Origin of the sequence: Streptomyces sp. NPDC020299 (genome assembly GCF_044387825.1) — a bacterium.
Taxonomy (GTDB): domain Bacteria; phylum Actinomycetota; class Actinomycetes; order Streptomycetales; family Streptomycetaceae; genus Streptomyces.
In genome coordinates this window covers 398348-422435 of record NZ_JBIRWL010000005.1, presented here as the reverse complement: position 1 = coordinate 422435, position 24088 = coordinate 398348, and the positions used below count along the sequence as shown (strand labels likewise).

General features: G+C 70.3%; 18 protein-coding genes and 2 pseudogenes. 14 read left to right on the top strand and 6 right to left on the bottom strand.

Annotated features, from left to right (window positions below):
- The first annotated feature begins 21 nt into the window (after positions 1–21).
- Complete coding sequence (locus tag ACH45E_RS16255) at positions 22–2061, top strand: beta-galactosidase (RefSeq protein WP_361438429.1); 2040 nt, start codon at positions 22–24, stop codon at positions 2059–2061.
- Positions 2062–2121: 60 nt separating this feature from the next.
- Here ACH45E_RS16255 and ACH45E_RS16250 read toward each other — a convergent pair whose 3' ends face one another.
- On the bottom strand, positions 2122–4167 hold the full coding sequence (locus tag ACH45E_RS16250; protein WP_361438431.1) for a glycoside hydrolase family 2 TIM barrel-domain containing protein: 2046 nt from the start codon (positions 4165–4167) through the stop codon (positions 2122–2124).
- Between the two features lie 155 nt (positions 4168–4322).
- Here ACH45E_RS16250 and ACH45E_RS16245 point away from each other — a divergent pair, with 155 nt between their 5' ends.
- Positions 4323–5612: a cellulase-like family protein gene (locus ACH45E_RS16245; protein WP_361438433.1), complete on the top strand. Its 1290-nt coding sequence runs from the start codon at positions 4323–4325 to the stop codon at positions 5610–5612.
- Positions 5613–5941: 329 nt separating this feature from the next.
- Here ACH45E_RS16245 and ACH45E_RS16240 read toward each other — a convergent pair whose 3' ends face one another.
- A complete protein-coding gene (locus ACH45E_RS16240; RefSeq protein ID WP_361438435.1) occupies positions 5942–6961 on the bottom strand; it encodes an aldo/keto reductase in 1020 nt (339 codons plus the stop codon).
- 18 nt (positions 6962–6979) lie between these two features.
- Positions 6980–7900 (bottom strand): helix-turn-helix transcriptional regulator, encoded by a 921-nt coding sequence (locus ACH45E_RS16235; RefSeq protein WP_361438437.1) that lies wholly within the window; start codon positions 7898–7900, stop codon positions 6980–6982.
- Positions 7901–8055: 155 nt separating this feature from the next.
- On the opposite strand from ACH45E_RS16235, the gene ACH45E_RS16230 reads away from it, so the two are divergent.
- The 12 genes and pseudogenes from ACH45E_RS16230 (at position 8056) to ACH45E_RS16175 (ending at position 21511) form a co-directional block, all read left to right on the top strand.
- On the top strand, positions 8056–9090 hold the full coding sequence (locus ACH45E_RS16230; RefSeq protein ID WP_361438439.1) for an alcohol dehydrogenase catalytic domain-containing protein: 1035 nt from the start codon (positions 8056–8058) through the stop codon (positions 9088–9090).
- A gap of 92 nt (positions 9091–9182) precedes the next feature.
- Positions 9183–9464: a hypothetical protein gene (locus ACH45E_RS16225; RefSeq protein WP_361438441.1), complete on the top strand. Its 282-nt coding sequence runs from the start codon at positions 9183–9185 to the stop codon at positions 9462–9464.
- Positions 9464–10354 (top strand): aldo/keto reductase, encoded by an 891-nt coding sequence (locus ACH45E_RS16220; RefSeq protein ID WP_361438443.1) that lies wholly within the window; start codon positions 9464–9466, stop codon positions 10352–10354. Before ACH45E_RS16225 ends, ACH45E_RS16220 begins: the two co-directional genes overlap by 1 nt.
- Before the next feature lie 238 nt (positions 10355–10592).
- A pseudogene (locus tag ACH45E_RS16215) lies at positions 10593–10760 on the top strand (enoyl-CoA hydratase-related protein); the annotation flags it as partial.
- A gap of 95 nt (positions 10761–10855) precedes the next feature.
- Positions 10856–11803, top strand: a pseudogene (locus ACH45E_RS16210) (SDR family oxidoreductase).
- Between the two features lie 123 nt (positions 11804–11926).
- Positions 11927–12823 carry a 3-hydroxybutyryl-CoA dehydrogenase gene (locus ACH45E_RS16205; protein WP_399040826.1) on the top strand — a complete coding sequence of 299 codons (897 nt, stop codon included), beginning with the start codon at positions 11927–11929 and terminating at the stop codon, positions 12821–12823.
- A 129-nt stretch (positions 12824–12952) separates the two neighbouring features.
- Entirely contained in the window at positions 12953–14164 is a 1212-nt protein-coding gene (locus tag ACH45E_RS16200; RefSeq protein WP_361438449.1) for an aminotransferase class I/II-fold pyridoxal phosphate-dependent enzyme, read from the top strand.
- 100 nt (positions 14165–14264) lie between these two features.
- The gene (locus tag ACH45E_RS16195) at positions 14265–15869 is read left to right on the top strand and encodes a carboxyl transferase domain-containing protein (protein WP_361438451.1); all 1605 of its coding nucleotides are present in this window, start codon (positions 14265–14267) and stop codon (positions 15867–15869) included.
- Between the two features lie 6 nt (positions 15870–15875).
- Positions 15876–17891 (top strand): biotin carboxylase N-terminal domain-containing protein, encoded by a 2016-nt coding sequence (locus ACH45E_RS16190; protein ID WP_361438453.1) that lies wholly within the window; start codon positions 15876–15878, stop codon positions 17889–17891.
- Positions 17881–19149: an ATP-grasp domain-containing protein gene (locus ACH45E_RS16185; RefSeq protein WP_361438455.1), complete on the top strand. Its 1269-nt coding sequence runs from the start codon at positions 17881–17883 to the stop codon at positions 19147–19149. Before ACH45E_RS16190 ends, ACH45E_RS16185 begins: the two co-directional genes overlap by 11 nt.
- Before the next feature lie 68 nt (positions 19150–19217).
- A complete protein-coding gene (locus tag ACH45E_RS16180; protein ID WP_361438457.1) occupies positions 19218–20204 on the top strand; it encodes a ketoacyl-ACP synthase III in 987 nt (328 codons plus the stop codon).
- A gap of 26 nt (positions 20205–20230) precedes the next feature.
- A complete protein-coding gene (locus tag ACH45E_RS16175; RefSeq protein WP_361438459.1) occupies positions 20231–21511 on the top strand; it encodes an MFS transporter in 1281 nt (426 codons plus the stop codon).
- A 95-nt stretch (positions 21512–21606) separates the two neighbouring features.
- Here the strand turns inward: ACH45E_RS16175 and ACH45E_RS16170 are convergent, their stop codons facing one another.
- From ACH45E_RS16170 to ACH45E_RS16160, 3 genes are all read right to left on the bottom strand, one after another.
- Positions 21607–22398: an alpha/beta hydrolase gene (locus ACH45E_RS16170; RefSeq protein ID WP_361438461.1), complete on the bottom strand. Its 792-nt coding sequence runs from the start codon at positions 22396–22398 to the stop codon at positions 21607–21609.
- Positions 22399–22488: 90 nt separating this feature from the next.
- On the bottom strand, positions 22489–23139 hold the full coding sequence (locus ACH45E_RS16165; RefSeq protein WP_361438463.1) for a hypothetical protein: 651 nt from the start codon (positions 23137–23139) through the stop codon (positions 22489–22491).
- An 88-nt stretch (positions 23140–23227) separates the two neighbouring features.
- The gene (locus tag ACH45E_RS16160) at positions 23228–24061 is read right to left on the bottom strand and encodes a PIG-L family deacetylase (protein WP_361439133.1); all 834 of its coding nucleotides are present in this window, start codon (positions 24059–24061) and stop codon (positions 23228–23230) included.
- Positions 24062–24088 lie beyond the last annotated feature (27 nt).

Genomic DNA, 24088 nt, shown 5'->3' with positions numbered 1-24088 from the left:
TCAATCAACTACGGATAGCTCATGCAACAGGCACTTTCACTGCCGGTCGACAGCCGGCGTCACCTGCGCCCGAACGGGATCGCCTTCGGCGGCGACTACAACCCCGAACAATGGCCCGAGGAGGTGTGGGCCGAGGACGTCGCGCTGATGAAGGAGGCCGGCGTCTCCATGGTGACGGCCGGCATCTTCTCCTGGGCCAAGGTGGAACCAAGGCCCGGGGAGTACGACTTCACCTGGTTCGACCGGGTCATGGACAACCTCGCCGACGCCGGTGTGGCCGTATGTCTGGCCACCATGACGGCGTCCCCGCCACCGTGGCTGTCCAGGCTGCACCCCGAGATCCTCCCCGAGACCGCCGACGGCCGCCGGATGTGGCCCGGCGGACGCCAGCACTACTGCCCCTCCAGCGCCGTGTACCGCGGGTACGCCACCCGCCTGGTCGAGCTGCTGGCCGCCCGGTACGCCGACCACCCCGCCCTGGAGATGTGGCACATCGGCAACGAGTACGGCTGCCACACCCCGCAGTGCTGGTGCGACGAGTCGGCGGCCGACTTCCGGCGCTGGCTGGCCGAGCGCTACGGCACCGTCGAGGCGCTCAACGACGCCTGGTCGACGGCGTTCTGGGCCCAGCGCTACGACAGCTTCGACGAGGTGCTGCCGCCGCGGCTCGCGCCGACCTTCCCCAACCCGGGCCAGCAGCTGGACTTCGCCCGGTTCTCCGACGACGCTCTGCTGCAGTGCTATCTGGCCGAGAAGGAGGTGCTGCGGCGGATCACCCCGGACGTTCCCGTCACGACGAACTTCATCGGCGTGCACAAGCCCGTCGACGCCTTCCGGTGGGCCGCCGAGGAGGACGTCGTCTCGGTCGACGTCTACCAGGACCCGCACGACGAGGACACGCACGTCTCGACCGGGTTCATCTACGACGTCACCCGGTCCGCCCGCGCCGGCCAGCCGTGGATGCTGATGGAGCAGGCGCCCAGCGCGGTGAACTGGCGTGACCGCAACGGGCCCAAGCCGCCGGGGCGGATGCGGCTGTGGAGCTGGCAGGCGGTAGCCCAGGGCGCGGACGCGGTGCTGTACTTCCAGTGGCGCCAGTCCCGGGGCGGCGCCGAGAAGTACCACTCGGCGATGGTCCCGCACGGCGGCACCGACACCCGCACCTTCCGAGAGGTGAGCGAGCTGGGCCGCGAGCTCGCCTCCGTGCCGCAGATCGCCGGCAGCCGCTCCACCGCCGACGTCGCCCTCGTGCTGGACTGGAACAGCTGGTGGGCCCTGGAGCTGGACTCGCACCCGTCCACCGCGCTGAACCAGATGGACATCGCGCTCGCCCACTACCGGCCGCTGTTCGAAGCGGGCATCGCCTGCGATGTCGTACCCCCGGACCGCGACCTGTCCGGCTACCGCCTGGTCGTCGTGCCCAACCTGTACCTGCTCAAGGAGCGGGACGCCGAACGCCTCACCGAGTTCGTGCGCGGTGGCGGCCGGCTGCTGGTGTCGTTCTTCTCCGGCATCGTCGACGACTGCGACCGGGTGCACCTGGGCGGATACCCCGCACCGCTGCGCGAGGTACTGGGCCTGCGCGTCGAGGAGTTCTGGCCGCTGGCGGAGACGGAGACCGTCGACATCAGCCACTCGGACGGGTCGGTCAGCCACGCCGACCTGTGGTCGGAGGCCGTCGTGCCCGAAGGCGCCCAGACGGTGGCCGAGTTCGGCGCCGGGCCGCTGGCCGGGCAGCCGGCCGTCACCCGGCACTCCTTCGGCGAGGGACACGCGTGGTACGTCGCGACGCGTCTCGCACCGCAGGCCATGCGGGCACTGATCGACGACGTCTGCCGTACGGCGAACGTCGGCCCCGTCCTTCCCGGACTTCCCGAACACGTCCAGGCGACCGTGCGCGAGGGCGACGGCGGACGGTTCGTCTTTCTGTTGAACCACGGTCAGGAAGAGGTGGAGATCGCGCTCCCCGCGCCGATGACCGACGCCCTGGTCCAGGGCGGGGCTCCCACCGACCGCGTCACGCTGCCGGGAGCCGGAGTGGCCGTCCTGACCGAGGCGTAGCTCGATGGCAGGAGGGGGAGGGGCGGACCGCCCCTCCCCCTCCTGCCGTGCCCGGACAGGTCACCTGACCCTGGGATTCACCGCCTTGCGGAACGCGTCGTAAACGAGCTTGGGCCGCTCCTCGGCGAAGGTGAGCAGACCCATGACGGAAATGCCGTTGTAGGACTGGTTGTACCCGGCCCGCTCCTTGTAGTCCTTGAGCACCCAGTAGGTGAACCCGGCGACGAACGCGCTGCGCGCGGTCACCTGCGCCCAGTGGGCGGTGAAGCTCGCCGCCTGCCACTCCTCCGTGCCCTGCGTGGTGTCGGGGCCGTGGGTGCCGGCCACGGCCCAGGTGCCGTTCTCGGTGATCAGAATGGGCTTGTCGGGGTACTTCGCGTGCACCGCGTCCAGCGTGGTGCCGAGGTCCGCGTCCTTGCCGTAGAAGTAGCCGAAGTACTCGTTGAACCCGACCACGTCGGCGATGTCGAAGGCGGGGTCGTTGCTGGTGTTGGAGGCCCAGGTCACGGGGCGGGCGGTGAGGTCGACCGACTTCACGGCAGCCTTGAGGTCGCCGAGCCAGGCCCGGTAGACCGGAGCGCCGTCCGCGTCGATCTCCGACTCGTTCTGCAGGCCCCAGAGGATCACCGACGGGTGGTTGTGCTGGTTCCACGCCATCGTCAGGGCCAGGGCGCGGGCGAGGCCGTACTGTTCGGTCTGCAGCTTCTCCTGGGCGGTGTTGAGCCACATGGTGTCGAATTCGTCCATCACCAGCACGCCGTGCGCGTCCGCCCACTCGTAGACGTACGGGTGGCGGTTGTAGACGCAGTTGCGGATGAAGTTGGCGCCCACTGCCGTGACGTGGCCCAGTTCCCGGTCGTACTCGGCCGGCGTCATCGCCCTGCCGTGTGCGGCCGTCTCCTCGTGCCAGTTGAGGCCCTTGAGGAACAGCGGCTTGCCGTTCAACCGCAACTGCGCGTCCCTCACGGCCAGTTCACGCACGCCGTACACGGTGGACAACGTGTCCACCCGCGGGCCCGAGGGCTTCCCCTCGGTGAGCGTGGCGCGGGCGGTGAGCGTGTGCGGCGCGGCAGGGCTCCAGCGCGGAGCGTGGGGCACGGGGACCGAGACGGGTACGACACCGGCCGATCGAGCCGCGATCCTCGCCGAGACCCGGGTGGGCCTGGCACCACTCCCCCGGCCGGGATCCAGTGTGAGCCAGCCGTCGAAGTCCGAGGCCCCGTGGTTCTCGACGACCGCGCGTGCCTCGAGCCGCCCGTTCGCGGCGGTCACGAGCAGCTTGGTGACGGTGACCTGCGGGACCGCCTCGATCCAGGCTGACCGGGTAAGCCCGGCGTAGGGCCAGTAGTCGACGGGCTTGTACGGCAGCTCGTGGTCGTCGGTCACCGGCTGCGCGGTCGAGGCCGTGTAGTCGCTGTAGCTCGCCCGGCGGAAGACCCGAACGGCGATCGTCTGGCGCGCCCCCGGCCGCAGCGCCCCCGCGACCGGAAGTGCGAAGGGCGAGTTTGCGCCTTCGTGCTTGCCGATGTGCGTGCCGTCGACCCAGACCTCGGCGCTGTACCCGGCGGCCAGGAAGGCGATGCGTACATGCCGGGCATGCCAGGAGGCGGGTACGTCGACCGTGGTGCGGTACCAGGCATAGCCGTCGGTGAATGCCGTGCCCTTGCCGAAGGGGGCCGTCTCCGAGCCGAAGCCGGGGGTGTCCAGCAGGTCCCAGGCCGCCGGGACGTCGATGCGGCCCCATGCCCGGTCGTCGTGGTGCGGGGACTGCCAGCCCTCGTCGAGTCCCTGGTCGGCGGGGTCGAAGCGGAAACGCCACCGCTTGTCCAGGGACAGGTAGTCGCGGGTGGACTCATGGGTGCGCCAGCCGTCGAAGGCGGGGAGCACCGTGCCGTACTGGAAGACGACGTTGGTGCCACCGACATCGCGCACATGGGTACCGGAGGGCTCGGTGGCCGGGTGGGTGTCGAGCACCGGGCCGTTCGCGGCGGCGGTCGTACCGTCCGCCGCTCGCGCCGTCCCGGGCCACGCCGGCAGGGCGACGATGGTGGCCGCGCCGAGTGCCGTGACGACGGTACGCCGGGACGGATGGATGGATTCGGTCATGTCGGGCGGCTCCTTGATGCACGTGCGTATTCGTTCGTCCCACAGCCTGGACAACCCCGCCACCCTCGTCAAGGATTATTCATAAATAATGAATTGAGTTAGCGTGGTGGCGCCGAGCCGCCGGCATCCCACCGCACCGAACGACAGGTGATCCCATGACCGCACAACAGCAGGCCGCCACAAGCGCGACCACGGGCCGACTCGCCATCACCCTGTGGGACTTCAGCTGGTACACACAGGCAGGTCCCGGCGAGCCGTTCGCCGACCTGGACCGTGCCTTCGCCGAGACGGTGGACCGGGGGTTCAACGCTGTGCGCATCTGCGCCATGCCCTTCCTGCTGTTCTCCGGACGCGTCGACGAGCCCGAGTTCCTCCAGGTCCGCGGGCTGGGCGAGCAGTTCGGACAGCGCACCCGCTGGTACGACGTGCGCGGCGGCTATCCGCTGGACGGCCGCCGGCGCCTTGTCGAGCTGTTCGAGGCGGCCGCCCGCCACGACTGCAAGGTGATCGTGTCCTCCTGGGAGTACCAGCAGTCCCCCAGCTTCGCCGACACCGACACCTGGCACCGCGCCCTGGCCGCCGTCCCCGGCCCGGACCGCGCCGAAGCGGTGGCCGAAGCGCTCGCCGAGCTGCTGGACTTCCTCACCGAGCGCGGGCTGGCCGGCCCCGTCGCCTACGTCGAAGTCCACAACGAGGTCGACAACTGCGACCTGGTACCGGCCGACGGCACCCCCGGCCACTACGCCCGACTGCGCGGGCCCCTCGAGCGCGCGGTGAAGTTGTTGCAGGCGCGTCACCCCGCCATCCCCGTGACCTACTCGCTGGGCGAGCCCTGGCCCGATGAGCTCGACGACCTGCCCGAGCAGGCGGAGATCGCGCACTTCCACTTCTACGTCTACGGCGTGCTGGGCGCACTGTACGAGGCGGTGGGACTCGGACACGGCACCGAAGCGGCGCCCGAGACCGCCACCTGGCCCACCCCCGAACTGGCCGCCATGCTGCGCCCCGACGCACCCGCCTTCGCCGACTACCAGCCGGACGAGCCCTGGCGTCTGGCCGCCACGGGGATACCGCGCGAACTGTTCTACGCGCACGACTGGGTCGACCCCGACCGCTGGGACCTGTGGCTCTACGAGAACTATCCGGCGCACCGGCAGGCCATGCGGGAGACGCTGGCCTCCTGGGTCGACTCCGTCGCCGACTTCGCCCGCCGCCGTGGCACCCCCGCCGTCCTCGGTGAAGGTGTCGTGGGCTACACCCCGCTGCTGACACGCTTCGAGGAGGACGCCGTCGGCAAGGACATCGCGGAGTTCGTCGTCGACCGCTGCCTCGCCGCGGGTTTCCAGGGCGTCGTCCTGACATCCAACGCGGCCCCGCACCACCCCATGTGGCACACCGACCAGGACTGGATGCGACGGGTCAACGCCCGCATCACCGCAAGCTGAACACGGCCTGACCCCAGTTCCGGACCAGCCGACAGGCCCCGCTCGCTCGACGTGAGCGGGGCCTGCCATGTCTTCGCCGCGCAGAACGAGCCTCAAAAGGTGTCCGTGATCTACCCGGACGGCAAGGTCAGGACGGTTCTGACCGACGCCGACGGCCTGGCCTCCCCCCGCGCCACGGCGGTCAATGACGGACACCTGTACGTCACCGACATGGGACCCGGTGGAGCGCACCGATGTCGTCCCGGCCGTCAACCAGGTCGAGCCGCACCCGTACTTCACCCAGCCCGGCGTGCTGACCCAAACAGATCCGGCAGCGATGCCGCCCGGTGTCAGCGGCGCCGCTGGGCGGCTCGTAGGTCGAAGTCGCCGTAGCTGTTGTCGACGGGGTTGACGGTCACGCCGGGGGCCACGATTTCGTCGATGCGGTCGAGCACGTCGGCCGGGAGTGTGACGTCGGCGGCGGGCAGGAACGCCTCCAGTTGCTCCATGGTGCGCGGCCCGATGATCGCCGAGGTGACGCCGGGGTGATTGATCACGAAGGCGACGGCCAGCTCGATCAGGGTGAGGCCGGCCTTCTCGGCCAGGAGCGCGAGCTGTTCGACGGCGTCGAGCTTGCGCTGGTTGGCCGACGTGCTCATGTCGAAGCGGGCCGGGGGACGCGCGGCCGACGCCGGATCGGTGGATGCCCCCTTGCGGTAGCGGCCGGAGAGCCAGCCGCCGCCGAGCGGGCTGTAGGTCAGCGTCCCCATACCGTGGCGGCGCACGGCGGGAAGCACGTCCTCCTCGATGCCCCGCACGAGGATCGAGTACGGCGGTTGCTCGGTGACGAACCGCTCCAGGTGACGCTCCCGCGCCACCCACTGCGCCTCGACGATCTGGGAACCGGAATACGACGACGAGCCGAGGTAGCGGACCTTGCCCTGGCGCACGAGGTCGGAGAGGGCACCGAGGGTCTCGGAGACGTCGGTGTCCGGGCTGGGGCGGTGCACCTGGTAGAGGTCGATGTGGTCGGTGCCCAGCCGTCGCAGGGAGTCCTCGACCGCGCGGACGATCCAGCGCCGCGATCCACCGCGCTGGTTGGGGTCGTCCTCGCTCATCGGCATGAAGAACTTGGTCGCCAGGAAGACGTCCTCGCGACGGCCCCTGAGTGCCTTGCCGACGATCTCCTCCGAGACCCCGCCGGAGTACACGTCCGCGGTGTCGACGAAGTTGATGCCGGCGTCGAGGGCGCGGTGGATGATCCGCACCGAGTCGGCTTCGTCCTGGTTGCCCCAGGGGCCGAACATCATCGCGCCCAGGCAGAGCGGGCTGACCTGGACGCCGGTGCGACCGAGCGGTCGGTAGTGCATGAATTCCTCTCCTCGTTCTCAGTCGTTCCGCGCGGGGACGACGGTCCCCGTGTCCGCCCAGCCGGCGAGGAGGCCGAGGGCCTCCTGTTCGCGTGAGTCCGGTTCTGGGGCATAGATGTTGATGCGCAGGCCGGGATCGGCCGACAGTTCCATCGCCTCGTAGGGCAGCGCGAGTTCACCGACCAGGGGATGGCGTAGGTGTTTGACGCCAGAGCGGTGCAGCTTCACGTCGTGGCGCGCCCACCTGCGGGCGAACTCGTCGCTCCTGGTCGTCAGTTCGCCGATCAGGTCGGTCAGCGCCTTGTCGTGGGGCGCCCGTCCCGTCTCGCTGCGCAGGAAGGCCACCGAGTCGTCCGCGCCCTTGTCCCACTCGACCCAGAAGTCCTGGGCCGCCGGATCCAGGAACAGGAAACGGGCGGTGTTGACCGGCCCGCGCTGGGCAAACAGGGGCGAGTCGAAGACCGGGGCGTACAGCGCTCTGCCGAGCGCGTTGGCGGCCAGGATGTCGAAGCGTCCGTTGCGCACGTACGCCGGCACGTCGGTCATCGAGTCGAGCATCCGCAGGATCGTCGGGCGCACACGGGAAGTGGTCACCGCGGGCCGCCGTCCGGAGGGAGTCGCGGTCCGCGCAAGGTCGTAGAGGTGGATGCGTTCCGCCTCGTTGAGCTGCAGCGCGTGGGCCAGGGCGTCGAGCACCGAGTCCGAGGCTCCGCTGAGGTTCCCGCGTTCGAGCCGGATGTAGTAGTCCACGCTCATTCCCGCGAGCAGGGCGACCTCCTCCCGGCGGAGCCCCGCGACCCTGCGATTGCCACCGTGGAACGGCAGGCCTGCCTGTTGCGGTGAGATCCGCGCCCGCCGGGTGCTGAGGAACTCGCGGACCTCGGCGGCGAGGTTCTTCCTGTCGGTGCCGGTCAAGGGGTGTTCCTCCTGTCTCGCCATGACGCTTCTGTCGGCTCCTTCACCCTAGGTCGGGCGGCGGCGGTCTGGGAGGCACTGCCATTACCTGGAACAGCAGGGACTCCCACGTACGCACGGGTGCGGGTTACATGGACAGGGTCAAGGGCCGAAGCCCGAATCCGAACCCAAGGAAGATCGTGCGCGCAGCACTCATGTACGGAGCCGGTGACGTCCGTGTCGGGAATGTCGCCGACCCGAGCCTGAAGGAACCCACCGACGCGCTGGTGCGCATCACCGCGGCCTGCGTCTGCGGCAGCGACCTGCATCCCTATCACTCGATGTCCCCCGCCGACGGGCCGGTCCGGATGGGCCACGAGTTCATCGGGGTGGTCGAGGAGACCGGTGGCGAGGTCCGCACCGTGCAGAGGGGCGACCTGGTCGTGGCCCCGTTCGCCTACTCGGACGGCACCTGCGAGTTCTGCCGGGCCGGACTGCAGACCTCCTGCGTGCACGGGGGCTTCTGGGCGAGGAACGGCATCGACGGCGGCCAGGGAGAGGCCGCCCGCGTGCCTCTGGCCGACGGCACCCTGGTCAAGCTCCCCGTCGGCGCCGACGACGCGCTCGTCCCCTCCCTGCTCACCCTCTCCGACGTGCTCGGCACCGGCCACCACGCCGCTGTCCGCGGCGGGGTGAGGCCGGGCAGCGCCGTCACCGTGATCGGCGACGGCGCGGTCGGCCTGCTCGCCGTGCTGGCCGCGAAGCGGCTCGGCGCAGAACAGATCGTCCTCATGGGCCGCCACACCGCCCGGACCGATCTCGGTCGCGCGTTCGGGGCGACCGACGTGGTCGCCGAGCGCGGCGCCGAGGGCATCGAGAAGGTGCGCGAGCTCACCGGCGGCGGCAGCGAGATCGTCATCGAGGCCGTCGGGTACCGCCCTGCCTACGAGCAGGCGTACGGCGTGGTCCGCGCCGGCGGCACCATCAGCCGCGTGGGTGTGCCCCAGTACGAGGAGGCCCCGATCGGCTTCACCAGCCTCTTCGGCCGGAACATCACCCTCACCGGTGGCCCCGCACCGGCCCGCGCCTACATCGACGAGCTTCTCCCCGACATCCTCGACGGCCGGATCGAACCGGGACACGTCTTCGACCGCACCGTCGACCTCGCGGATGTTGCGGAGGCCTACCAGGCCATGGACGCGCGTGAGGCGCTGAAGGTGCTGGTGCGGCCATGAGCGTCCGGACGCGGGCGCGGCGCGACTGGACCGGGGGGCGGCGACGACAACCACCCCCGATGCCCTGGAATCGCAAGGAAGCGGATGCCACGATGACCACTGCGGTACCACGCGAGGCGCCGCCCGCCGGGGTACCGTCGGACGGGCCCGCCCCGGCCCGGCCCACCCTGATCCTCGCGAGCATCTGCATCAGCTATTTCATGGTCATCCTCGGCAACTCGATCGTCTTCACCGGACTGCCGCAGATCCGGTCCGACATCGCGGATCGTTCGGGTGCCGCGCTCATGGGCGCCGCCGTCCTGCTCACTCTCGCCACCCTGACCGTGCCGGCATTCGTCCTGCCCTCACGTGACGCCCACAAGGAAAGGTCCTGATGACCGTGCAGACCCTCACCCTCAACAACGGCGTCGAGATGCCCGCCCTCGGGCTCGGCGTCTTCCAGACCCCGCCCGACGAGACGAAGGCCGCCGTCACGGCCGCCCTCGAACTCGGCTACCGGCACATCGACACCGCCGCGGCGTACGGCAACGAACGCGATGTCGGCGAGGCCATCCGCCGCTCCGAGGTATCCCGCGACGAGGTGTTCATCGAGACCAAGATCTGGATCAGCGACTACGGCTACGACGAGACCCTGCACGGCTTCGACAAGAGCGCCACGAAGCTCGGGGTGGACCAGATCGACCTGCTGATCCTGCATCAGGCCCTCCCGTCGGACTTCGACAAGACCATCGCCGCCTACCGCGCCCTGGAGAAGCTCCTGGCCGACGGCAAGGTCCGGGCCATCGGCGTCAGCAACTTCATGGTCGACCACCTGACCGCGCTGCTCGACGCGACCTCCGTCGTCCCCGCGGTCAACCAGTTGGAGATCCACCCCTACTTCCAGCAGCGCACCGTACTCGACCTCGACGACAAGCACGGCATCCTCAACCAGGCCTGGTCACCCATCGGCGGGATCACCTTCTATCCGGGGTATGGCGAGGACCGCGAGAGCGTCCTGGAGGACGCAGTCGTCACCGGCATCGCCGGGGCACACGGCAAGAGCCCTGCCCAGGTGCTGCTGCGCTGGGGCATCCAGCAGGGCCGCTCGGTGATCCCCAAGTCGACGAAGCGCCACCGGATCGCCGAAAACATCGACGTGTTCGACTTTGAACTCACCGCCCACGAGCTCACCGCCCTCGACGCGCTCGAGACCGGCCGCCGCGGCGGACCCGAGCCCGAGTCCGTCACCCTCGCGGCCTACGGCCGCGCCATCCCGGAGGCCTGAGACCACATCCGGGAGTCGACACGCTCATGGCCCAACCTGTGGCCTGGCGCCGGGGAGTCCCGGTCCGGGGTGTGACAGGACCCCCCACACGGCTCCCTCGCAGTTCAGGAGGGCGTCACACTGAATTCATGAGACGTGAGCAGGTCAGCACGAGCGGGGGCACGGAGCTGGGTCGCTTCCTGCGTGCCCGCCGTGCCCGGCTCCCGGAACGGACCGGACTGCGCCGTGAGGAGCTGCCGGCGCCGCGCTGGGCGGGGGCCTGGAGATCGCGCTGGCGACCAACCACCGCGTCGCAGCCGAGGGCACATACGACATCGGGCTGCCCGAGGTGACGCTCGGTCTGCTCCCCGGCGGCGGTGTCACCCGCAGCGTCCGCATGTTCGGCCGCATGACCGCGCTTGCGAGACATTCCCTGCCTGAACGGCCGGGCTTTCTCTCTCTTGAAGGTTCACCCCATGGCACCCCCACTGGCAGGCAAGCCACGACGGTGCGAACGTGGTGATGCTCGCCAAGACCGGGGTGCCGCACCCCAAGCTGGAGGGCACCGTGCACACGGCCGTCGAAGAGGTCGAGAAGGCGGGTGGCAAAGGGCTGGCGGTCGTCGGGGACGTCCACGACGAGGAGGCTGTGCGCTCCGCCGTCGACCAAGCGGTCGCCGCTTTCGGCGGTATCGACATCGTGGTGAACAACGCGAGCGCCATCGACCTGTCGCCGACAGAGCGGCTGTAGACGAAGCGCTACGACCTCATGCAGGCCATCAACGCACGCGGCACCTTCCTGATGAGCAGGACCGCGATCCCCCACCCGCGCGCGGCGGAGAACCCACACATCCTCACCCTGTCGCCGCCCCTGAACCTCGCCGCACACTGGATGGGCAGGCACCTCGGTTACACGCTGTCGAAGTACGGCATGAGCCGGTGCGCCCTCGGTCTCGCCGCGGAACTGACCCCGGACGGCATCCCCGCGAACTCTCCTTGGCCTCGCACCCTGATCGACACCGCCGCCGTCCGCAACGTCGTCGGCGACGCCGATCGGGCCCGCAGCCCGCAGATCATGGCCGATGCCGCGTACGCCGTGCTGACGCGTGACGCGCGCGCGTGCACCGGCAATCTGTTCATCGATGACGAGGTAACTGGCCGCCGAAGGGATCGAGGACCTGTCCGCCTACGATCCCGTCGGCCTCGCCGGGAATCTGGCGCTCGACATCTTCGTCGATCCTTCCTGACCCTCGAGATGACGTGGCCGAACAGGCTCACAGGGGCGAGGGAACCGTGGGGCAGGTTCCCTGCCGTCCACCTCGACCACCACCCGCACCAGCTTTCCGGCGGCCTCGATCGGCCGATGGACGGGGACCCGGAGCCGCGCGAGACGCCCAAGTCCCGCCGACGCGCGCAGGCCGCCGACGGCTCCCTTGTTGAGGCTCTGCGGCGGCTGTGTCAACGCGTGTGACAAGCGTGTGTCATCCATGCAAGATCGATTGTGGGAGTCCCGGGCACTGCCTACGGTCCTGTCCCGGGGCAAGAAGGCTCAAGCCCCAACCCGCTACTCCGCGCCGATCTTCAGGAGTTCGTTGTGCCTCTTGACCCTGCGGAATTAAGCAAGGACGTGCAGCACCAACCCATCACACGCCTGGGAATCGTGGGTTCGGGAACCATGGGCGCCGGCATCGCCGAACTCTGCGCCGTGCGTGGTCTCGACGTTCGTCTGATGGTTTCCCGGGAATCGTCGCTCATCGGGGCGCCCCGTCGCATCGCGGAGTCCCTCGACCGGCGCGTGGCGAAGGGAAAGCTCGACAACGGGGCACGCGACGACGCCCTCGCCCGTATCCACGTCACCACCGACCTGGGCGAGCTGGCCGACCGGCATCTGGTCGTCGAAGCCGCGCGCGAGGACGGGGCCGTGAAACGCGAGATCTTCGGCGCTCTGGACAAGGCCGTCCCGCCGGAGACGATACTCGCCTCGACCACCTCCTCCCTCTCGATCGCCACCCTGGCCCGTGCCGTCAGCAGGCCCGAGCGGGTGATCGGCATGCACTTCTTCAACCCCGTCAGCACGTTGCGGCTCGTCGAGATCGTGCCGGCCCTGCTCAGCGACGAGGCGATCTGCGCACGCGTCGAGCAGTTCGCGACCGATGTCCTGGACAAGACGTGCGTGCGCACCACCGATCGCAGCGGCTTCGTCGTCAACGCCCTGCTCATCCCCTATCTGCTGGCAGCCGTCAGGATGGTCGAGGAGGGCGTCGCCTCGCCGGAACAGGTGGACCTGGCCATGGAGCTCGGATGCGCCCACCCCATGGGGCCGCTGAGACTGGCGGACCTGATCGGGCTCGACGTCGTGGCCGCCATCGCCGGTTCATTGCATGAGGAGTTCAAGCAGCCGCACTATGCCGCTCCGCCGTCGCTGCTGCGGCTGGTCGAGACCGGATGGCACGGGCGGAAGAGCGGTCGCGGCTTCTACGTCTACTCCTGATCCGTACCCGGTCCATTTCCTGCTCCATTCCTGGTCCATTTCTGCTCCATTTCTGCTCCTTTTCTGGTTCGGACCTCCGTACGCTTACCGCGCAATTCCCCACGACCTAAGGCTGTGAAAGAACGCACCATGCACGCATTCCTCAACGTCAAGAAGTCAGCAGAAGTCAGTGACGTCTTCTGGGACGTCACCGAAGAGGCAGGTTTGTTCGACGTCGTCGTCAAGGGACTCGGCGACGGAGAGCACCGGGCGATAGACGACGGACGCGAGTTCATCAACATGTCGTCGTACTCGTACCTGGGCTTGGACACCCACCCCAGACTCGTCCGGGCCGCGGCCGACGCCGTGCTGGCCGAAGGGGCGCTCAACACCTCGACGTCCCGCATGCGGGTCCGGTTCGAGTCGCTGCGCAACGCGGAGGAGGCGCTGTCCGGCCTGCTGGACGCCGAGGTGGTCACCGTGGCCTCCTGCGCCGCCGCGGCCTGGGCCGCCCTGCCCCTGGTCGCATCGGGCCTGTTCACCGACGGTGAGCCGCCGCTCATGGTCTTCGACCGCAACGCCCACTTCTGCCTGAACGCGATGAAGCCCAGCGTCGCCGACGAGACCGAGGTGACCACGGTCCGGCACAACGACGTCGAGGCCCTGGAAGAACTCTGCAAGCAGCACAAGCGGGTCGCATACGTCGCCGACGGCGTGTACAGCACCGGCGGCCAGGCGCCCGTCCGGGAGCTGCTGCGCCTCCAGGAGAAGTACGGCCTGTTCCTCTTCTTCGACGAGGCCCACGGCATCTCCACCGTGGGCGAGCGGGGACGAGGCGTCGTACTGAGCGAGATGGGCGAGATCAACGACGGGACGCTGATCATCACCTCCCTGAACAAGGGCTTCGGAGCCTCGGGCGGTGCCGTGCTGCTCGGCCCCCGCGGATCCGCGCGCAGACGTACCCTCGCCATCCGCAACGGCGGCCCCATCATGTGGTCGCAGCGGATCAACACGGCCGGGCTCGGAGCGGTGCTCGCCTCGGTCGAGCTGCACAAGACGGAGGAGTTGACGGACCTCCAGCGGCGGCTGCAGGAGAACATCGCGCTCTTCGACAGCCATATCACCACCGAGCAGCACGGCGACGGCCTGCCGATCCGGCACGTCAACCTCGGTGACGAGGGGGCGACCGTACGGCTCGCCCAGCGGCTGTTCGAGGAGGGCTTCTACTCCTCGCCGATCTTCTTCCCCGTCATCGGCCGTGGGAAGGCCGGTCTGCGGCTGATGCTGCGGGCCAACATGCAGAAGGCCGACGTCGACCGTTTCTGCCTGCTGCTGAAGAAGTGGCGGGACCAGCTCGGCTGAGTCCCCGACCGCCGCACGCGAGCCACGAGTCCATGAGTCAACGGGAACCGCGCGATCACGGAGATCAGCGCGTCAACAGGGGAGCCGAGGACGTCAGCGGATGGCTGTACTCACTTCGAACATCGACACCGCATCAGAGACCTTCCGGCGCAACGCCGAGGACTTCGACATCAGACGGGACGCCGTCGAGCGGGCCCGGGAAGCGGCGGTGGCCGGCGGCGACGACCGCGCCCGCCGCAAGCACGCCGAACGCGGCAAGCTCACCGCACGGCAGCGGATCTCCCGGCTGCTCGACCCGGGGACCGCGTTCCTGGAGATCGGGCAGCTGGCCGCCCACGACGTGTACGACCAGCCGGTGCCCTCGGCGGCGCTGGTCACCGGAATCGGGGTGGTCGCCGGCCGCCTGGTGACGGTGTTCGCGAACGACGCCACGGTCAAGGGCGGCACATACTTCCCGCTCGGCGTGCGCAAACACCTGCGCGCGCAGGAGATCGCGCGGGAGAACGGCCTGCCCTGCGTCTACCTGGTCGACTCCGGCGGGGTGTACCTGCCCCTCCAGGAGGACCTCTTCCCCGGGGAACACCACCTGGGCCGGATCTTCCGCAACATCGCCGAGATGTCGGGCGCCGGCATCCCGCAGATCGCCGCGGTCATGGGATCGTGCACGGCCGGCGGCGCGTACATCCCGACCATGTGCGACGAGGCGGTGATCGTACGCGGCACCGGCACGGTGTTCCTGGGCGGACCGCAGCTGGTCAAGGCGGCCACGGGCGAAGTCGTCGACGCTCAGACGCTGGGCGGAGCCGATCTGCACACGCGGGTCTCCGGCGTGGCCGACCACTTCGCCGAGGACGACGAGCACGCCCTGGACCTCGTCCGCGAGATCGTGTCCCGCCACCCCGCGCCGACCGTGAGCGAGCCACCCGTCCCGCCCCAGGAACCCCTCTACGACCCCGCCGAACTGCCGGGCATCGTCAGTGCCGGGCTGCGCGAGCACATCCCCGCCCGCGAGATCCTCGCGCGGCTGCTGGACGGAAGCGAGTTCTCGGAGTACCGGGCCCGGTACGGGACCACGATCGTCTGCGGCACCGGCCGCATCGGGGGGTATCCGGTGGGCGTCGTCATCAACGACGGCATCCTCTTCCCGGACAGCTCGCTGAAAGCGGCCAATTTCGTCGAGCTGTGCGTCCAACGGGACATCCCCCTGCTGTTCCTGCACAACATCAACGGCTTCATGGTCGGCTCCCAGTACGAGGCCGAGGGCATCGCCAAACACGGGGCGAAGCTCGTCAACGCGGTCTCCACCGCGCGCGTCCCCAAGTTCAGCATCGTCATCGGGGGCAGCTACGGCGCGGGGAACTTCGCGATGTGCGGCCGGTCGATGGGCCCCCGGCTCATGGCCATGTGGCCGAGCGGCTCCTCCACCGTGGTCGGCGCGGAACAGACCGCGACGGTGATGGCCCTGATCCGCAAGGACCAACTGGCCAAGCAGGGCAGGACGCTCACCGACGAGGAGGAGCAGGCGATCCGGCAGCCGATCGTCGAGGCGTACGAGAAACAGTCACAGCCCGCCTACTTCGGGGCGCGGCTGTGGGTGGACGCGGTGATCGACCCCGTGGAGACCCGGGACTGGATGACGCTGAGCCTGGCCATGGCCGCCGGCTCGCCCGAACAGGAGACGCGTTTCGGCGTCTTCAGGATGTGAGGGGCCGTGCTGAAACGAATCCTGATCGCCAACCGTGGTGAGATCGCGCGGCGGATCGCCCGCACCTGCGCGCGGCTCGGCGTCGAGTACGTCTGCGTGTATTCGGACGCGGACGCCGGTGCCGACCACCTGACCGGCGCCTTCGAGAAGGTCCGCGTCGGCGCGGCCCCCGCGGCGCGGAGCTACCTCGACATCGACGCGCTGATCGACGCGGCGCTGCGCTCCGGGTGCGACGCGGTCCACCCCGGCTACGGGTTCCTCTCCGAGAACCCGCGGTTCGCCGAGCGGGTCGTCGAGGCGGGCCTGACCTTCGTGGGGCCACGGCCGGAGACCATCCGGGCCATGGGCGACAAGGCCACGGCCCGCGGGCTGATGGCGGCGGCGGGCGTGCCCGTCCTGCCCGGCTCACCGGAGGCCACCGAGTCGCCGGCCCAACTGGCCGCGGACGCACGGAGCATCGGCTACCCCGTGATCCTCAAGCCCGCCGCGGGAGGAGGCGGCAAGGGCATGCGGGTGGTGACCGACGAATCCCAGCTGGCCGACGCGGCGGCCGAGGCCGTCCGGCTGGGACGCGCCGCCTTCGGAGACGGGCGGGTGCTCGCCGAGCGGTACGTCCCGTCGCCCCGCCACATCGAGGTGCAGGTCTTCGGGGACGCCCAAGGCTCCGTGGTCCACCTGTACGAGCGGGACTGCTCGCTCCAGCGCCGGCACCAGAAGATCGTCGAGGAAGCCCCGGCCTTCGGCCTCGACGAGTCCGTACGCACAGCGATGCTCAGCACCGCCGTCCGCGGGGCGCGGGCACTGGGTTATGTCAACGCGGGCACCTTCGAGTTCATCCTCGGGCCCGACGGAGACTTCTACTTCCTGGAGGTCAACACCCGGCTCCAGGTCGAGCACCCCGTGACCGAGGAGATCACCGGGATCGACCTGGTCGAGTGGCAGCTTCGCGTCGCGGCGGGCGAACCGCTGCCGGTGACCCAGGAGGAGATCACCAGCAGCGGCCACGCGATCGAATGCCGGGTGTACGCGGAGGACCCCGCGGCCGGATTCCGGCCGGCGCCGGGCCGGGCGGTGTACACGCGATGGCCGGAGTCGGTGCGGGTGGAGGCGGCCTTCGACGCCGCGGGCGAGGCCTCGCAGCACTACGACCCGTTGGTCGCCAAGCTGGTGGCGCACGGCCCGGACCGTGCCGCGGCACTGCGCCGGCTGGATGCGGCGCTCGGCTCCACCACCATCCTCGGCCTGACGACCAACGTCGGTTACCTCACCCATCTGCTGGGCGAACCCCGCGTACGGGCGGGCCGTACCCACACGCACCTGGTGGACGGCGTCTCACCGGCGGACGGCCACGAGACCGCGGACCTCGCCATCGCCTGTGCCGCCTCGATGGCGGCCATGCCCGCGCCCGAAACCGCCTCCCCGTGGTGGGGGCGGCTGGGGCCCCTCGACCGCGCGGCGCTGGCGCCCGACGCCCCGCTGGGCCGGATCACGGTCCGCTGCCGTGGCAGCCGGCGGCAGGCGGCCATCACGGCCCGGAACGGCTCGGTCCTGGCCGTCCGGGTCGGGGACCGGACCGTCGACGTCCGCATCACCCGGCAGGGGGCGGTGTGGGCCGGCCACGCCGGGGGACACCGGTGGTTCGGCACACGCGTCGGCGCGGACGTCGAACTGTGCATCGGGGGCAACCGGTTCACGATCACCGACGACGTCCGCTCCGACCGGGACGCCGCGGCGTCGGACAACGTCCTGCGCGCCTCGCTCCCCGGCGTCGTCGTCTCCCTCCCGCACGCCGAGGGGGACCGGGTCGAAGCCGGTGAGACGGTCGTCGTGATCGAGGCCATGAAGATGGAACACCGCCTCACCGCGCCCGCTCCCGCCACGATCGAGAAGCTCGGTTGCGCGCTGCACGCCCCCGTGGCGGCGGGCCAGGTCCTGGCCGTGCTGCTGCCCGACGAATCCTCAGGGCCCCCGCCGGGACAGCCGGTCCGGCCCGCCCCGGAACGGAGCGAACATGTCCGCTGAGCCCACTCCTCGCCCCACCCTGCTGCTGGTCGGCGGCGCCCGCGCCGTGACCGTCAGCCTCGCCATGGTGACCGACGCCCTGGAGCAGGCCCGCGCACGCGGTATCCGCACCCACGTCGTCGCCCCGGCCGCCGCGCTCGCCGCGACCCCTGACGTGCTCGCCGCCGCCGACGCCGTCTCGGCGGTCGACTTCGGCGATCCCCTGGAGACCGCGCGATGGGCCGCCGACGAGGCGGCGCAGGGCCGGCCGATCGACGCCGTCTACGCACTGCAGGAGATGGCCCAGGTCACCGTCGCGGAGACCGCGCGGGCCGTCGGCGCCGCCGGCAATCCCCCCGCGGCGGTCCGCCGTATCCGTACGAAGGACCTGTGCCGGGCGGCACTGTCCGAGGCCGGCTTCCCCCAACCGCCGGTGCGGCTGTGCGGCGGCGCGGCCGAGGCCGAGGCGTTCATGGCGGAGGTCCCCGGCCCCTGGGTGGTCAAGCCCCGCGACGCCATGGGCAGTATCGGCGTGAGCCTGGTCGAGACGCCGGAGCACCTCGGGCAAGCCCTTGCCGCGCTCCCGGACCCGGGCCGCTTCCTCATCGAACAGTTCGTGACCGGACCGGAGTTCAGCGTCGAAGGCGTGTTCCTGGACGGGCAGCCGCACATCTTCGCCATCACGGCGAAGGACAAGGCCGAGCCACCCTTCTTCGTCGAGATCGGACACACGCTTCCCGCGGTCCTCTCCCCGGCCGACGAGCACCGCGTCAAGGAGCGGGTCACCGCCGCACTCGGCGCCCTCGGCCTGTGCGCCGGCGCCTTCCACGTGGAGCTCTGGCTCACCGCGGACGACGTGGTGCTCGGCGAGGTCCACGGCCGCTACGGCGGCGACTGGATCCACCGCATGCTCGAACACGCCCTCCCGGGACTCGACCTGTACGGCGTCGTCTACGACGACCTGCTCGGGCGCCGCCGAGGACCGGCCGAGTATCTGCCTGAACGCGGCGCGGCCGTCCGCTACTTCACTCCCCCGCCCGGCCGGCTGCTCTCGGTCGCGGGGTGGGACGAGGTGCGCCGCCACCCGGCGGTGCTGTACGCCGAACTGTCCGTCGGCCCCGGCGACCATATCCGGCCGCTCCGCAGGTCCAGCGACCGCGCGGGACTGATCGTGGTCGGCGCGGAGGACGCCCCGGCCGCCGAGAAGCTGGCGCGCGAACTCGTCGAATCCGTCCGCTTCACGGTGGAGCCCGAGGGCTCGGCCGGCCCGTCCGCCTGATGGGCCGCCACCCGCACGGCGTCGACGCTGCCCCCACGACCACCCGCAACGCCCCGAGGACGGCCGGTATGAACCACGTCATCGGCGTTCTGGGCACCGGCTCCTACGTGCCCGAACGCATCGTCCCCAACGAGGAGATCGCCGCACCCGCGGGGGTGGACGCCGCCTGGATCGAGCACAGGACCGGCATCCGCCTCCGGCACCGGGCGGCCGCCGACCAGGCCACCTCCGACCTGGCGGCGTGCGCCGCGCGGCGCGCCCTGGCCGCGGCCGGTCTCGACGCCTCGGACATCTCCCTCGTCGTCGTCGCCACCTCCACACCCGATCAGCCCCAGCCGCCCACCGCGAGCTTCGTCCAGGACCGGATCGGTGCCGTCCAGGCGGCCGCCGTAGACGTCAACGCCGTGTGCAGCGGCTTCGTCTACGCCCTGGCACTGGCCCGTGGACACCTCGTCGCCGAGGGCTCCGGTGGCGCGGCACTCGTCATCGGCGCGGACGTGTACTCGCGCATCCTCGACCCCGAGGACCGCAGGACCGCGGTCCTCTTCGGCGACGGCGCCGGCGCCGTGGTCCTCGGCCCGGTGGCACGCGGACGCGGACTGTACGCCGCCAAGCTGCGCGGATTCGGCGGTTCCCAGGACCTGATCCGGGTCGAGGCCGGTGGTTCCAGGCTGCCCGCCTCGGAGCGGACGGTACGCGACGGCCGCCACCACTTCCGCATGGAGGGACGGGCGGTACGGGAGTTCGTCGCCGACGTCGTACCGAAGCTGGTGAACGAACTGCTCGCGGAACACGCCGTACCGGCCGAATCGATACGGCACTTCATACCGCACCAGGCCAACGGCGTCATGCTCGGCGAGCTCTCCGGACTGCTCGCACTGCCGTCGGCGACGACCCACGTCAACGTGGACCGCCTCGGCAACACCGGCGCCGCCTCCATACCTGTCGCGCTCGACGAGGCATGGCGCGAGGAACGGATCGGCTCCGGCGAAACCGTGCTGCTCGCGGCCTTCGGGGGCGGCATGAACAGCGCACTGGCGCTCCTGCAGCGGTAGCGCCCGGACAAGGAAAGGGGCGACCCATGCCCGCACTGCTTCCCCTGGGAAGACCGCAACGCCTGCTGGCCGCGGCGACGTTGCTGACGATGCTCGGATACGGCATCTACCTCACGGCCGGTGTGCTGTACCTGACCCGGGGGCTGCACCTGCCGGCGGCACAGGTCGGCCTCGGCATGAGCGTCGCGGGCGCGGTGTCGCTGGCGGCCGGCATCCCCATCGGCCATCTGGCCGACCGGGTCGGCGCGCGTGCCGTGTACACGGTCACACTGCTCGTCGGCGGTCTCGCCATGGCCGGGCTGAGCCTCACCAGGGACTTCGGGACCTTCGTGGTCTGCGCGACGCTGAGCGCCGTCGCGCAGGCCGCCGGTCCCGCCGCGCGCAGTCCCCTGGTGCAGAAATACGGGGGTGAGAAGCCGGCCGAGTTCCGCGGTTACCTCAGGGCGGTGACGAACCTCGGCATCGCGGCCGGTTCGGTCGTCGCGGCCTGGGCGATCGAACGCGACACCAGGTCCGCGTACGTGCTGATCATCGGCGCGAGCGCGGTGTCGTACGCGATCGGGGCCGCGATGGCGGGCTTCATGCCCAGCGTGCCGCCGCTGAACGCGCGCCCCGGCCCGAGGTGGATCGCGCTGCGGGACCGTCCCTACGTGGTGCTCACCGTCCTCGACGGGCTGATGGCCGTGCAGTACCGGGTGCTGACCGTCGCGGTACCGCTCTGGCTGCTCGGCCGGACCTCGGCACCGCACTGGTCGGTCTCGGCCGTGATGCTGGCCAACACCGCGCTCGTCGTCTGCCTCCAGGTGCGAGGGAGCCGGAGCATTGACACCGTGCCCGCCGCCGCGGCCGCGTTCCGCAAGGCCGGTTTCGCCTTCCTGCTGGCGTGCGCCGCCCTGTCCGCGCTGCCCGGACTGCCCGCGTGGGCCGTCGTGCTGGTGTTGCTCACGGCCGTCACGATCCACACGTTCGGCGAGATCTGGCAGGCCGCCGGGGGCTTCGAACTGTCCTTCGCCCTCGCGCCCAAGGAGTCCCTGGGCCAGTACCAGGGCCTGTTCGGAATGGGCCTCGGCCTGGGCACCACCCTCGGCCCCTCCGTGCTGATCGCCCTCTGCATCGACCAGGGCCGGATCGGCTGGTGGATCGTAGGTCTGGGCTTCGCCCTCACCGGCCTGGCCATCCCCCCGACCACCCGCTGGGCCGAACGCGCTCTCGCGAAGTCCCACCCTGAGGCCGGCGCCGCGACCCTCGCGCCGGAACACCACCAGGCTCCGTCACCGGCCGCCGGAACCGGCGTGAGCGATTCCTGAGCGGGTCGCGCGCTGCCCGGCGGGCCTGCCGCGCATGTCGCCGCCGAGGAGTCGGACTTCGACCAGGCCGTCGCATCGGCAGCAGAACCACCCGCTCACTGAGCCGAGTGTCGCTCCAACGCGGCAAGGAAGGCGTCCGGGTCCTCGAGGTGGCAGGCGTGGTCGCCGGGCAGTTCGAGAACCCGGGTGTCGGGCAGCCGTGCGTCGAGGACGGCGACGACCCGCTTGAGCCAGTCGGTGGTCGCGGAGCCGTGGACCAGGAGGACAGGGCACCGGATGCCGGCGAGTTCGGCGATGTCGCGGTCGGGCCGGTCGGCCTGCTCCGAGCTCCAGGACAGGGCCATCCGGTGCGGGACCCAGCGCGGCCAGGCGGGGTGGTCGCGGGCCTGGTCCTTCGACGGCGTGAGTCCGGCGAGTTCGAGGAACTCGGCCAGGTCATCCTCGCTGACGTCCTGTCCGGCCAGTGCATGCAGGAACTGGTTCAATCGGGCGACCTCGGGGGTGGACTCGCCCAGGCCGTCGAGGATCCAGTACGCCGCGGGCTCCACGAGCGTCAGCGTCCTCACCCGCTCAGGGTGGGCCAGGGCGAACTCGATGAGGGCCCGCCCGCCGGCGGACCATCCCGTGAAGTCGGCCGTCTCGACCCCGAGGGCGTCCATCGTCATGAGCAGCGATGCACGCTCGGTCGCCGCGGTGTACCCGGGGTCCCCGCGCTCTCCGGCCGTGCCGAGTTCGTTGTGGATCGGCTGCACCCTGACGGTCCGCCGTCTCGCGGACAGGGTGTCCGCGAGCGGCGTCCACGACACCCATCCGGTGAGCCCGCCAGGCACCAGGACGACCGGTGGCCCCTCGCCCTTCACCTCGTTGACCAGGACCCTCGGTTTCATCGTCCACCTCTGACGGGTTCACAGCAGGTCCCATCAAGGTAATCGCGATCCCGACTTTTGGCCGATCGTGCGCGCGTCAGCGTGGCCGGGTCAGCGTTGACGCCTCTCGCGCTCGTCAGCGACGGCGTCACCGAACGGGGTGAAGCCCATGCCCGCTCCGAACATGTCGTCACCGATCCGGAAGGCGAGCAGGCGTGCCGACGGGGCGTCTCCCGCCTCGCCGAAGTGGAAAACCGCGAGCGGAGCGGTCCCCTCACTGGAGGCGTAGCCGAGGGTCTTGGCCGAGCACGGATCTTGGTCGCCGAAGATCGCGGACGGCCGACCATACACCTGCAGAACATCGTCGAACGTGCGGTCGGTCTCCGCCCAGCATTCGGCTGTCTCGACGAGGCTCATGTACTCGCGAGTCCGCAAGGCTCGATCGAGACGGAGCCAGCCACGCTTGTGAGCTGCGGCGCCGTACTCCGCGGCCACCACGTGAATCTCCGGCTGGGGAAAGCGGTAGCGCAGCAATGCCGCCATGTCCAACCGCGCGTTGTCGTCCACGATCCACCGCGTGCCGTCGGGCAGGGCCTCGTCCTCGGCGAGGGCATCGAGGAAGAGCGGCACGCACGCGAGCCCTCCGTGCGCGTCGGGGCGCCGCACGGCGGCGTTGAACTCGTCGAGCACGCGGACGCGTTCCGCCTCGCTGAGCGGGGTCCGGCGGCCAACCGTACAAGGGATGCTCTGGAGAGACAGCATGCCGACCACCTTCAGCCGTTGCCGTCCGGCTGTCCACCCCGTTCTTCATTTCGCTACCCGAGACAGCGGGCCGCTGTACGGCCGGAACTCAGCGCAGGCCGGCGAAAAGGTCGTTCTCGGGCAGGGGCGCGCCGGTGGTGTCGTGGACCCGGACGAACGTCTCCACCCCCATGAGGTGGGTGAACCTCTCCTTGCCCATCCGCAGGAAAAAGATGTTCTCACTCTGGCTGGCATGCGCGGCCAGCGCGTCGAACTTCTGGCTGCCGAACTCAGTGGTGTCCACCCACGTGGTGATCTCCTCGTCCGGCAGGCCGATTTCGGGCCCCGCCTCCGCCTCGGACGGATCCGGCTCCTCCCACTCGGCGCCGAACTCGCGCATGATCTGCCCGAACTCCTTCATCATCGAGCGCGGCGCCGTCGTCCAGTACACCTTCGACGCCGTCCCGGTCATCGACAGCGCTGCCATCGTGATCCGGTGCGCCTGGATGTGATCGGGGTGGCCGTAGAACCCGTTCTCGTCGTAGGTCACGACGACATCAGGCTGGTACCGCAGCATCAGTTCGGCCAGCCGGGCGGCGGCCTCTTCCACGGGCGTGCTCCAGAACGATCCGGGCGCGGTGTTGGCCGGCCAGCCCATCATCCCGGAGTCGGCGTACCCGAGCATCTCGAGATGACCGACCCCCAGGACTTCACAGCTCGCTTCGAGCTCGCCTCGACGCATCACGGCAACGGCAGCCGGATCATGCCCGGGGTCGCCCGGCTTGGCACCCCCCGGGGTGTCACCGCAGCCACCGTCGGTACACGTGACGAGCACCGTGCGGATACCCTCCGCCGCATAACGCCCCAGGACACCCCCCGTTCCCGTTGCCTCGTCGTCCGGGTGGGCGTGCACCGCCATCAGCGTCAAGGGCCGATCGGCCATGAAATCCATCCCCTGGTCGGTCATAGT